The sequence below is a fragment of the Rhodopirellula bahusiensis genome (assembly GCF_002727185.1).
In the GTDB taxonomy this organism is placed as follows: Bacteria; Planctomycetota; Planctomycetia; order Pirellulales; family Pirellulaceae; genus Rhodopirellula; species Rhodopirellula bahusiensis.
Map to the genome: position 1 here is coordinate 1 of NZ_NIZW01000001.1, position 12,213 is coordinate 12,213.

12 protein-coding genes are annotated in these 12,213 nt (G+C 55.7%); 4 read left to right on the forward strand and 8 right to left on the reverse strand.

The genetic code is table 11. The features are described from left to right. Positions 1 to 207: 207 nt before the first annotated feature. Both CEE69_RS31745 and CEE69_RS00005 read right to left on the reverse strand, forming a co-directional pair. Positions 208 to 741: a hypothetical protein gene (locus CEE69_RS31745; RefSeq protein WP_143549103.1), complete on the reverse strand. Its 534-nt coding sequence runs from the start codon at positions 739 to 741 to the stop codon at positions 208 to 210. 84 nt (positions 742 to 825) lie between these two features. Continuing rightward, positions 826 to 1,296 (reverse strand): hypothetical protein, encoded by a 471-nt coding sequence (locus tag CEE69_RS00005; protein ID WP_099258540.1) that lies wholly within the window; start codon positions 1,294 to 1,296, stop codon positions 826 to 828. 73 nt (positions 1,297 to 1,369) lie between these two features. On the opposite strand from CEE69_RS00005, the gene CEE69_RS32300 reads away from it, so the two are divergent. Beyond that, a complete protein-coding gene (locus tag CEE69_RS32300) occupies positions 1,370 to 1,822 on the forward strand; it encodes a hypothetical protein (protein WP_158230930.1) in 453 nt (150 codons plus the stop codon). Positions 1,823 to 2,583: 761 nt separating this feature from the next. On the opposite strand, the gene CEE69_RS33015 is transcribed toward CEE69_RS32300, so the two are convergent. The 6 genes from CEE69_RS33015 to CEE69_RS00040 form a co-directional block, all read right to left on the reverse strand. Then, positions 2,584 to 3,015, reverse strand: coding sequence for a hypothetical protein (locus CEE69_RS33015; protein WP_099258542.1), 432 nt, complete (start codon positions 3,013 to 3,015; stop codon positions 2,584 to 2,586). 633 nt (positions 3,016 to 3,648) lie between these two features. Then, on the reverse strand, positions 3,649 to 4,014 hold the full coding sequence (locus tag CEE69_RS00020; RefSeq protein WP_099258543.1) for a hypothetical protein: 366 nt from the start codon (positions 4,012 to 4,014) through the stop codon (positions 3,649 to 3,651). Positions 4,015 to 4,668: 654 nt separating this feature from the next. Next, complete coding sequence (locus CEE69_RS00025; protein ID WP_233214442.1) at positions 4,669 to 4,890, reverse strand: hypothetical protein; 222 nt, start codon at positions 4,888 to 4,890, stop codon at positions 4,669 to 4,671. Positions 4,891 to 5,117: 227 nt separating this feature from the next. Continuing rightward, the gene (locus tag CEE69_RS00030) at positions 5,118 to 5,540 is read right to left on the reverse strand and encodes a hypothetical protein (protein ID WP_099258545.1); all 423 of its coding nucleotides are present in this window, start codon (positions 5,538 to 5,540) and stop codon (positions 5,118 to 5,120) included. Positions 5,541 to 6,276: 736 nt separating this feature from the next. Continuing rightward, positions 6,277 to 7,623, reverse strand: coding sequence for a site-specific tyrosine recombinase/integron integrase (xerA, locus tag CEE69_RS00035; RefSeq protein WP_199169762.1), 1,347 nt, complete (start codon positions 7,621 to 7,623; stop codon positions 6,277 to 6,279). A gap of 346 nt (positions 7,624 to 7,969) precedes the next feature. Further along, entirely contained in the window at positions 7,970 to 9,313 is a 1,344-nt protein-coding gene (locus tag CEE69_RS00040) for a polysaccharide pyruvyl transferase family protein (protein WP_099259144.1), read from the reverse strand. Between the two features lie 229 nt (positions 9,314 to 9,542). Between CEE69_RS00040 and CEE69_RS00045 the strand changes: the two genes are divergently transcribed. The 3 genes from CEE69_RS00045 (at position 9,543) to CEE69_RS00055 (ending at position 12,103) form a co-directional block, all read left to right on the forward strand. Continuing rightward, positions 9,543 to 10,061, forward strand: a complete 519-nt coding sequence (locus CEE69_RS00045; protein ID WP_099258546.1) for a sigma-70 family RNA polymerase sigma factor — start codon at positions 9,543 to 9,545, stop codon at positions 10,059 to 10,061. After that, positions 10,058 to 11,578 carry a FecR domain-containing protein gene (locus tag CEE69_RS00050; protein WP_099258547.1) on the forward strand — a complete coding sequence of 507 codons (1,521 nt, stop codon included), beginning with the start codon at positions 10,058 to 10,060 and terminating at the stop codon, positions 11,576 to 11,578. Before CEE69_RS00045 ends, CEE69_RS00050 begins: the two co-directional genes overlap by 4 nt. A 93-nt stretch (positions 11,579 to 11,671) precedes the next feature. Beyond that, positions 11,672 to 12,103, forward strand: coding sequence for an EF-hand domain-containing protein (locus CEE69_RS00055; RefSeq protein ID WP_099258548.1), 432 nt, complete (start codon positions 11,672 to 11,674; stop codon positions 12,101 to 12,103). Positions 12,104 to 12,213: the final 110 nt, after the last annotated feature.

The following is a 12,213-nucleotide window of genomic DNA, read 5'->3' on the forward strand; positions in this document are numbered from 1 at the left end:
AGAGACTCGTGATGGGTACGGTGTCTCGAAGACGTAGTTGGGCATCAGAGAAATCTAGGTCGCCTAACGGAAGGTTTTTACGACACCGCCCTAAACGAAGCGAGCGATGTCTGAACTAGGGAAATTGTACCAAAGCCAGCGATCGTTGCCAAAGGACGAAGGTGTGCCGAAGGCCTAGCGTAAAAACCATGTTGGGCGACGCTCGGGTCAGCTATTCCACTGCATGCAAGAATAGAGAGTATGTTCTTGTGGGCATTCCACTCGCTGTCCACCGTGAGCTGCGAGCCCACTGCCATAGGACCAATCTACGACTTTGCATTGATCTGCTGCGAAATCGCGATCGCATTCAGGGCAATAAACCGATACGAATTTGCGGTCAAACATTAGACCTGAGGAAAACGACCAGAGGTAGTCAGCGGATTCAAAGTCAATGTCAGTTTCAGTATCACAGGCAGCTTGAAGTCGTTCAGCAAGTTCTGATACGCGCTGGAATTCCGTGTAGCGTGGCCATTCCTTAGGAATCGTCGAGTGGTATTTATGGTGGTTTTCAATGTATTGCCGGTAGACGGCGAGCATATCGCTAGATCGTAACGTGATACGAGCTGGGTAGACCTTGAAATCCCAGTCTCCGTAGATGGGAATATCGTTGGGATTCGTAAAGCGCAAAAGTGAGGTCACCTGCGTCGCCCAACGGAAGGTTTTTACGACACCGCCGTTGCGATGCCATTCAAGTTTGAACAACTAAAGATTCTACCACCGGAGGGAGGCTTGAACAAACGACAGCGGTGTGCCGAAGGCCTAGCGTAAACACCATGTTGTACGCCCCTACGCGCTGGGGTTTAGCGGGACACATTGGTTGGCCCAAGACGATTGCGGCATGCGAATGAACAAACGCAGGAACCACGCGTGAAGGGCAGAGCGAACGAGGGTTGCAATTGGCGGCGGGTCAGGAATCGAGCATTTGAGCGAAGACATCATCATGTATTCAGCATCAGTTTGATCTTCGGGGAGTTCGATGTAGCAATATGGATCGTCGTCAGCGATGCAGAATACAGCCAGCCGGATGCCAAGATTGCGGTCAACGCCAGTCTGGTAGTAACGGCGGACGTCCGTTTCGGCAGCGAGTTGCGAGTTGTCGATGTAGATGGGCCGAGTGGCCAGATAGCGTGATCCAACACCGCGCCGCGAAATAATCGAGTCACGCCAAATCCAGCGCAGGTTGTCAGATACGTTCTGCGATCGGAGGAAGTCGCGAAACGTCGAAACAGCGTCGTCAAACGGAGGTGAAGGCTGCATCAACGAGTGACTGGGGCGTACAACGGAAGGTTTTTACGACACCGCCCTAAACGAAGCGAACGATGTCTGAACTATGGATGATTCTACCACCAGAGGGAGGCTTGAACAAACGACAGCGGTGTGCCGCAGGCCTAGCGTAAAAACCATGTTATGTGCCCCGTTGCGCTGTAGGAAGGTTCCAATTTTCAGGAAGATCGGCCCCGCACAGATCACAGACGAACCAGCCATCCTTGACGATGTCACGTTCGTTGCAGGCCGGGCAAAGGCGAAACACAACACGCGTTGTGAAATCATCGGGTCGATCAACGGGAATGGCATCCAGCGCGGTAGCAACAGTCGGCCACGATTCAGGTTCGGGGCAGAATCTAGTGGATTGGTTGGTGATTTCGGAAACGTCGCCATCGGAAAACGTGATTTCGCCAGCGGAAAGCACAGGGCCGCCACCAGCACACGCGACATGTTCGGAGCGCCGCGGCGCAAGCAAAAGAGTGCCGCCAACATCCACGGTAAACGTGGCAATCAGTGAACCGTCCGGTTCGGTGTCCGATGAACGTGACGCGATCCAAGCCGAAAGATCATCAACGCAACGGATCGGTGTGCCAGCGGGCGAAGAGGCAAGCGCGGAATCGCGAATATCGGCTGGCCCAACGTATTGATATTGCCGAGGAGCCATTCGATCAGGGGCACATAACGGAAGGTTTTTACGACACCGCCGTTACCGAAGCGGTGGAGTTTGAATCAAAAGAAATTGTACCAATGCCAGCGCCCGTTGCCTACCAACGAAGGTGTGCCGAAGGCCTAGCGTAAAAACCATGTTGTGGGACATTTTGCGCCGGGTTGAGTCTCCATTTGTTAACGGCCGCACGGTCAGTATGAATTGAGCTACAACCCGCGAAACGCCCCGGTGCAAAGTCCGCACGAGCAAGCAACCGTCGCAGCCGATTCATGCATAGTCACTGTCAGTACGCCGTTGCAATCAGGACAGCGAACGTCAACCGCATGGCCATAAGTCGCGAGATGATACGCCAACAGATGCTCGCGCCCTCCACGACGTTCCGGTAGATCGGCGAGGAGGCGGTCAACGTCGGATTCGATGTCTGCGCGAGTACGATCCACGTGGCGATCCTATTGGCCTATGTCCCACAACGGAAGGTTTTTACGACACCGCCCTGAACGAAGCGAACGATGTTTGAACTACGGGAGATTCTACCACCAAAGGGAGGCTTGAACAAACGACAGCGGTGTGCCGAAGGCCTAGCGTAAAAACCATGTTGTCGGACCGAACCATCACCGAGCGATATTATGCTGGAACACGTCAGGGTCGGCCTTAGGGTTATAGTCGGACGTGTAGCTGACGCCTTTGAGGTGGTGAACAATACTCCAAACGAGATTGTCAGCGGCGTCGAGATCGAGTCCCGTCACGCCAAGATCGGGTTTGATTCGCAGGCAGTCATAAAGCAACGCGGTCAGATACGAGCGTTCGCACGGGAGAGGGAGTTTGTGGCAGTCACAGCCAAAGAGGCATGCAACGACGTCATACCAGTGCGAAGCCAACGAAGTATCGCGAAGAACATCCAGCATCGCATCCAGCACCGGTTGCCATTCAACGTCAGTGGCAAGCGACGTAACGGCATCAGTGAGATCGTCGTCAACCGTCTCGTCGTGGAATCGCGGATCAGCAAGAAGTGCGAGCAGTCTCTGGAAAACGGTCTGCACCATCTTTGACCTAGGTCCGACAACGGAAGGTTTTTACGACACCGCCCTAAACGAAGCGAGCGATGTTTGAACTACGGAAATTGTACCAATGCCAACCCGCGTGACCAACCAAGGAAGGTGTGCCGAAGGCCTAGCGTAAAAACCATGTTGTGCGGTACTGACAATGGGGCCGCGCGGCGAGACGATGACATCGAATGCTTGCAAAAAGCTTGAAACGCGGAGAAAGCGGAATTGCGGAGGTCGCGGAGTGATGCAAAAACACTTGCATCGGAGGCGATGTCATTTGACAATGGCGTTAGTCGCACGACGCGCACCCATCGGCGAAGCAGGACGTTCGAACGTATGGGTGCGTCTCGCGCGACCATTGCATTTGCCAGCGATCGGTTGAACCACAGAGGACACAGAGAGCACTGAGGTGAGCCACGGATGCACACCGATCAACACAGATGCAACCGATTGTCTGGGCCGCACAACGGAAGGTTTTTACGACACCGCCCTGAACGAAGCGAACGATGTCTGAACTACGGAAATTGTACCAAAGCCAGCCTACGTGGCCAAACGCGGAAGGTGTGCCGAAGGCCTAGCGTAAAAACCATGTTGTGGGACGCTGAACCGCCAAAAGACGTTGCGTCCGAATCAGCTCAGCAGAGTCACCAACACGTTGGTCACGTCACCATCTGCAACCAACGCGAAGCCAGAGCGTCCGGCCATCCGATCCCAGTCGGATTGAGGCGACGAAAACGCCCAGCACTGATGAGCAGGCGTAGCGCTCGAAACGAACGCATCCAGTTCCGCGAGGAATTCAGGCAGCGAATCAGGCGTAGTGAGTTCACGCCGTAGCTGGCTGAGATCAACGCGGCGTTCGAGCCAGCCAGCGACGCGCCGGAGAAAGTCAGCGTGCGCAACGGCGTTTGGGTCGGGCGGCACGTCGATAGGCGTGAACGGTGGCGGATCGCCAATACAATCCACGATGTCGTCGTCCGTCAGGTCGGAATCACTCATTGCCTGCGTCCCACAACGGAAGGTTTTTACGACACCGCCCTAAACGAAGCGAGCGATGTTTGAACTACGGAAATTGTACCAATGCCAACCCGCGTGACCAACCAAGGAAGGTGTGCCGAAGGCCTAGCGTAAAAACCATGTTGTGCGGTACTGACAATGGGGCCGCGCGGCGAGACGATGACATCGAATGCTTGCAAAAAGCTTGAAACGCGGAGAAAGCGGAATTGCGGAGGTCGCGGAGTGATGCAAAAACACTTGCATCGGAGGCGATGTCATTTGACAATGGCGTTAGTCGCACGACGCGCACCCATCGGCGAAGCAGGACGTTCGAACGTATGGGTGCGTCTCGCGCGACCATTGCATTTGCCAGCGATCGGTTGAACCACAGAGGACACAGAGAGCACTGAGGTGAGCCACGGATGCACACCGATCAACACAGATGCAACCGATTGTCTGGGCCGCACAACGGAAGGTTTTTACGACACCGCCCTGAACGAAGCGAACAATGCCTGAACTTCGGGAAATTGTACCAAAGCCAACGCCCGTTGCCAAAGAACGAAGGTGTGCCGCAGGCCTAGCGTAAAAACCATGTTGTGGGACGCGGGAAGCACCAGAGCGGTGTCCAATTGTGAAGACATGCAAGCCGTCCGCGCATCATTCGATAATTTTACCGCACCAAAGGATTTCCGCGAAAACCTTCCAGCTTGGATCTGGGACAGATTCACCGTTCGGCACCGACGCGAAGAATTCACACGACGCCTCAAGGAACGCCGGGATGTCACCATTGGCCCAACCGAGCGCGCCGTCGACCATGTACCGCTGCGGATTGTCGGCCTCGATCTTTGCGGCAGCGTGGCGTTCGGCGGCGAGCGCCATCACGAACGCGACAAACGTCTCGTGGTCGTGCACAGCTTCGAGGAGTTCAAATGTGTCAGGCAAATTAGGCTAGCGTCCCACAACGGAAGGTTTTTACGACACCGCCCTAAACGAAGCGAACGATGCCTGAACTATCGGAAATTGTACCAATGTCAGCCCGCGTGACCAACTAAGGAAGGTGTGCCGAAGGCCTAGCGTAAAAACCATGTTGGGCGACCGGCGATGTGCTATTCGACGTCACTACCATCAACAATTGCCGAGTTTCCACGTCGCCAAACGCCCGGTTCCGTTTCAGTATAAGCATCGAGTTTTGCGTCCGCCCACCCCAGCGCGTCGAGAGCGTCAGTCGCCAGCGCACGGAGCGAGGCCCAAGGTGGACGATCAAGCATCGCGGAATCGAAGCAAACGCAATCGTCGTTGGTTAGGTCGTCAATTGTTGAGTCGATTTGGGCCAGCAAACTGGTGGACGATTCATCGAGCCGATCCGAGCAGGATTGGACGAAACAGAGTCGACCATGCGTAAAATCTTCGATCAGGTCACAGGTGACACAACCGGGGTGTGTAACACGAACCTGTTCCGGTTTGGGCAACGCAAGGGCAACCAATGCATCACGCAAAAGGCCAGCGATTAGCTCTTTGTCGACAGTCATTACATTTGATCTAGGTCGCACAACGGAAGGTTTTTACGACACCGCCGTTACCGAAGCGGTGGAGTTTGAATCAAAAGAAATTGTACCAATGCCAGCGCCCGTTGCCTACCAAGGAAGGTGTGCCGAAGGCCTAGCGTAAAAACCATGTTGTGCGGTACTGACAATGGGGCCGCGCGGCGAGACGATGACATCGAATGCTTGCAAAAAGCTTGAAACGCGGAGAAAGCGGAATTGCGGAGGTCGCGGAGTGATGCAAAAACACTTGCATCGGAGGCGATGTCATTTGACAATGGCGTTAGTCGCACGACGCGCACCCATCGGCGAAGCAGGACGTTCGAACGTATGGGTGCGTCTCGCGCGACCATTGCATTTGCCAGCGATCGGTTGAACCACAGAGGACACAGAGAGCACTGAGGTGAGCCACGGATGCACACCGATCAACACAGATGCAACCGATTGTCTGGGCCGCACAACGGGGTTCTGGACGACAGGGTGTCGTACATGCTTGGAAATGGGGGAGGACGGATGTTGATTTTAGCTGAAGGGGGCTCGGTCTGCAGCACTTGCGCGACCAGGCGAGGGTGCCGTGACGCGGGTTTGCGTTTGCTGCTTCCGAGGCACGAGTGCAAAAGACGGTGTTTTTCGCTCTGAATTCAGGCGGCAATCACACCTTCCCCGCTGGCAGACAAGACGAACGTCCTGCGGGGGGAGAATCCAACTCGCATCTGGGAATGGCTTAGGTCTTGATCGCCTGAGAATGTTCTGCGTCCCTGATTCGCAGGATTCGCTTGGCAACCTCTCGCTGCACCTGCGAGAAGAACTCGGGCGACTCCAATCGCTCTCGCTGAGCCGCGGGGAGGCAACACAACGTCGGTTCCCAGATGTCTTGCAGTGGAATTTGCAAGGAAACCCAATCTCGGCGTGGCATCGTCGCTCGCATTCCCGGCAACGGAAGCAATTGACCTTCTTGCCAAACGCCCAACGTCACCGCATACGCGCCGCTTGAATCGGGGTGCGGATCCACTTCGAGCCGCATCCGACCCACGGAGGGCCGAGGTTTCGGTTGCCGACCGGAAGAACCCGACGACGGCCCCGATTCATTCCCCAACCGATCCAGTGGACTGGCGACCGCCGTCGCCTTCATCTGTGCGACCTTGGTGTACAGCGAGGTGGTTTCCAGATTGGTGTGCCCAAGCAACTTTTGGATGAACCGAATGTCGGTGCCGGATTCGATCAAGTGCGTCGCAAAGCTGTGGCGAAAACTGTGCGGCGTGACCGCCTTGCCAATTCCCGACAGAATCCGAGCCTGCTTGACCGCACGTTGGATCGTCCGCGGAGAAAGATGCCGGCCAACACGCCCGTCTTCGGAAGGAAACAGGTAGCCAATTCCTTGGGTGCGCCGCCACAACTGCCGCATCAGCGGCAACAGATCGTCGGCCAACATGACATAGCGATCCTTTTTGCCTTTGCCAAGTTGAACCCGAATTTGTTGGCGATCAAAATCGAAGTCCGACCACTGCAAACGGGCGACCTCCGAGACTCGCAAACCGGTTGCATACAGCACGGTGAGGAGCAACTTGTCACGCAACGTGCGAGCGGCCTCCATCATTCGCTGGACCTCTTTCTTGGACATCACGACAGGCAATTGTTTTGACTTTCGCGGGGACACCAGTCCAACCGTGCAACGCAACAAACAGAATTTGTCCAGGCCGGTTCGCAGTGCCGACAAAGTGACGCTGACCTCCGACGCCGACGCGCCGCCATTGACCAGCAGTTCCAAGTAGGCCCGAATGTCTTCTTGGTCGATCTGGTCCAGCGGTCCCCGGTACCAGCGAAGGAAGCAGACCCAAGCGGAGCGATAGTTTTTGATGGTGTTGACGGAGTAAAATCGGATCCGCAACTCGCGGACCAGACATTTAACAACCAACGGTTTGGGCGGCTGAGTCGACAGGTCGACGACGGCATGCTCCGCTTTGAATTCCGTCTCCACGGCGTGTCGCGGGGCGTCTCGGCCGCGGGCGTCGCGCCAGGGTTGGCCATTGGTATAGAGACGGGGTGCATCGGGTGCGACAAGACGAGACATGAGCTGCTCCAGCAAATAAGGCGAAGACACGTTTCGCAAACGTTCAGCGAGCCAAGCGTGACAAACAATGCGAATTCATCTCGATCCGGCCCTGTTTTCGGAACAACGAATGGCCGGACAGTCTCCAAAGGCCAGATCTGTTGCTGAATCGACAACAGATTGCCGATCTGATGCGGCGGCCCCCACGCTGCCACTCTCGATCCCGGGATGAAACCTGCGAAAAACATGGCCGCCACAAGCGCAAACATTTCGCAGCCCAGCGTTCGCCCCGATTCCCGCACCCAATCGGGGCGAACGCCCAAACGGCTCACGGGAATCAACTCCATCTTTTTTTCTTGCTCATGTGTCAGGACACACTGGCAAGCTCTTTCCGCAGAACCGCCATCGTTTCGCGTTGGCGTTTTTCGACGAACTGGCGTGCCTCATCCGCTTTGGCTTTTGCGGCGTCCAAGTCATTTGCCATCTGCAGAACCGTCGGGACGATGCGTTTGCAATCGGTTTCCGAATCGAGATCGAACAACCAATCTCCCAAGCCGATGTCTTCCCACATGTAGCCTTTGCTGGTTTGTTCTTCGAAACGACAAACGATCGCGGGAATCCCGTGGCCGATGCACATGATCGGTGAATGCATTTCGTTGCCAAACAACCCGGCACTCTTCATGTATACGCTGACCGCTTCGCCCGTCAACCAATAGTTCGGCCGCCAGACGACTCGCGACAGAACGTCCTTCGGCAATCGGTCGATCAACATCTCTTTGCCCACCGCCATCTGCGTGCGATCTTCGGGGCAGACCAAGACCTTGCGATCCGTCTTGCGAACGATTTGCACGATCGCTTCGCGAAGTTGGGCATGGTCGTGCTCCTTCATCGCTTCGTTGCGAGCGTGTTTGATCGGATCAAATTTGACGTTGGGTTTGATGGTCCAGTACGGCGTGTATCGCAGACGCGGGATGCAGCACAGAAACTTCTGGGGCTCCAATTGGTTCTCTGCCAAGAAACGATCCGCGGCGGGTTCGTCTCGCAAGTCACACGCGAAGGCACCGTCGGGACCAAACTCCATCACGGGGGCGGACGCACCGAGACTCCTTGCCAGTTCCAATGACTTGCTGTCTCGGAAGAAGACGAACCTCGCGTGATTGAGCACATCGACTGAACGATCCATCGCATCTCCGTTTCGCGCCGACGTTGCCGACGACTTCTTCAGCGGGAACGTGATCCCATAGATGCCGTACGGCTTTCCCGTTTCCTCTCGCCACTTGACCAAATCGCGTTCGGCAACAATGGATGCACCTGATCCGTGCAGTAGAAAATCGCATTCGCGGAAGGCTTGCTTCAATGCCTCGGATCGTGGCTTTGCAATTTTCAGTTTGGGAAATTCCTTTCGCAGCAACTCTTCCACGCCGTGATCGACGTTGGACGGCCAGAGCGTGACTTCCACGTCGGGCAGGTGGTCGCGAAGAATGCTGAGCACGCCGGGTGTGTGAGCGATGTCACCGATGTTGACGGTCTGCCATGAGGAACGCAGTAAGACTCGTTTCGGAGGTTTGCCGTCGTCGGCCGTTGCCAACGCTTGCCACACTGGATTGCTAGCAGCCAACGCTCCCGTGGCCACTCCCATTTTTGCGGAGCGACTCAGGAAGGATCGACGGGCAAGTGTTGGTTCGTGCTTTTCAGACGCGGATCGGGACATCGAAAGAGGCATGGGAACTCGCGAAAATGGGTGGGGCGGCAAGCAAACTTTCATTCACGCCGGTCTGGTGGGTGGGAGAGGGGGTCACATCGTACTTCAGCTCAACCGAGCATTTGGGCTGCACACCGGAGTCGCGAAAGACAAATCAAAAAAAAATCCGGGCGAATTCTGTCATGATTTGATTTGAGCGGATAAGGAACTCATGCAAGCCAATTCTCAGGAGTTTTGAGTGGACGATTCAACACGCCATGCGACCCGATTGTGGACCTCGGCTCAGCCGGTGGTGGCCGCTTTCGTTGCGTCGGTGGTTCGAGATCGCCGTGATCGCGAAGATGTGCTGCAAGAGACAGCGCTCGCGGTTCTGAACTCGTTTGATTCCTACGATTCGTCACAAGCGTTCCAAGGCTGGGCGATTGGGATCGCGAGAAACCAAATCGGTTTGTACCTGCGTCGTCGTCGACGTGATCGCTTGGTATTCAGCGAAGAAACAATTGCGAATTTGCAAACCGTCTTCGACGAATCCTCTCCGCCCGATGAGCTGGATCACTTGCCGACTTGCATTGATCAATTGGCAGGTCGAGCCCGGAAAATCTGCGACTTGAGATATCAAAAGGGTTTGAAGCCCGCGGCGATCAGCGAGCAAATCGGCATGACGGCCAACTCCGTCGCGAAAGCACTGCAACGAATTCGCGAACAATTGCGTGAGTGCATCGAAGACAAGTTCGTTTCGGAAGGAGCGAATGGATGAGCACCCATGTCCAACTTCTTATCGATGGTTATCTCGATGAAACCCTGACTCCGGATCAAGTGTCCGAATTGGAATCATGGATCAACTCGAGTCCGGATCACGCGAAACAGTTCGCTGATGCGGTTCACTTTGACGAACGCATGACCGCGGAATTGAGCTGGCAACAGTTCACTGAATCGGAACCTTCCGAAACAAAACACGTGGCCACGCCATCGGCAGTTGCCTCCCCAGTCCAATCAAGCGGATATCGGCGAATATGGGTCATCGCTGCCGTCGCCGCATCGATTTTGTTGATCGTTGGTTTGGCGATCCAGTTCGCTCCCGATCATCCTGACAATTCTAAGACCGCACAAAACGCGACCGAGCAGGCAGTTCCGGACAACGAAACCGATCCAACGTTTGTGACCTTGGTTCAATCCATCGACGCGGCTTGGGAAGACAATCGCTCGTGGCAATCCGGCGACCGGATGGAGGCTCAAACGATCGCTCTTCAATCGGGCATCGTTCACTTGCAATTTGACAGCGGGGTGGAGGTCACTTTGGAAGGACCTGCGTCGTATGAATTGCAATCAATCGATCAAACCAAGTTGGCGTTTGGGCTGTTGTCCGCGACCGTCCCGCCGGGTGCCGAAGGCTTTCGCGTCGACACACCCTCCGCTCAAGTGATCGACTTGGGCACGGCTTTCGGTATCGAACTTGATCGCGACGGACTTTCCAAGGTGTCGGTCTTCGACGGTGAGGTCGAGGTAGTCTCAGACAACCATCGTCAGAAGCGACTGCTGACCGAAGGCGAGAGCGTCGAACTCTCCTCCGATGGCAGCATGAGCGACATCGCTTTCGATACCGGTCGATTCGAAAAGCTGTGGCCGTATGGGTCGGGGATCGTCAAGTCGACCGGTGCCTTCCGCTTCGCACCTCAATGGCCGCGAATGGCCAACCGAATCCAAAGTGATCGTCGTATCTTCGTTCTGCCGGAAGGCTATGCGAATCGATTGCAATCACCATGCTCGGTCGACATCACAGACCCCGGAAACTACACGACGGAAGAGCAATTGCTGAACTCGGTGATTCCGACGGACCAACGCGTTCGTTCGTTCTTGCTGATGTTCAATCCCACCGTAACGCCCGACCCCGATTGGAATCGTCGACGGCTCAACATTCGAGACTTGGAATTGGTCGAAGGCAGCATCACGTTTCAACACCCCATTCTGGGCGTGATTGTTCGAGACAAAACCTTGTTCAAAACAGATGGGCGGTTTTCGCTTCGAACCGCCGTCAACGTACCCTTCGGCCAGGGGCTGGAACTCGATGCGACTCGCACCGGCGACATCATCACGCTCAGCGAAGATCGCCGAACGATCGACCTCAGCCTCATGACCTTTGGACGACGCGGAGATCACGTCCGTGTAATCGTGGATGCTTCTATCCGACCACGCTTTCCACGTCGACCTTCGGAAACGTTTCGCAACAACCTTCGAAACCCAATTGATAGCGTCAGGGCGCGAGCCCTCCGGTAGCGACCTGGTCTGCCAACGCACTGCACCAAAACGATCGCATTCACCAAACCATTCCCTCGTCGATCTTCCCCGTCCTCTCCCTAGGAGCCAATCATGAAGAACCAAAACGAAGTGCAAACCCAACCTATCGCAGGTGCCCCTCCACGACGACGATTCCTGATGAAACTGTTGGCCGGCGGAGCAGCCTTGCCACTGATCTCATCGGTTGCGTTCGCTCAAAAACCAAACCGAATGGCGAAGGACGCTGACGGCAACCCTCAAGCCAGGCGTCGGGGAGCAGCGGGCATGCAAATGGATCCATCCAAGATTGCCGCGAAGCTGATCAAAGACCATGACAAAGACGGCGACGGTGCACTCAACGCAAAGGAGTTGGTCGCGGCGCTGACCGCACTTCGCGAAGGGCGAGGGCAGGGCATGAGAGGACGACAAGGGCAAGGACGTGAAGGAATGCGACCAGGTGCCGGCGGTCAACGTGGATTGCGAAACGAAGAGAAAGGTGTTCAGCCCAAACGCCCCGGTGAATGATCGTGACATTCGTTGCAAAGCTGGTCGGCAAAATGTGTGGGACTGACTGATCAGCCGTATGGGCATTCGCCCCGGTTGCATGAACGGACCGTGGCGATCACCAGGACGAA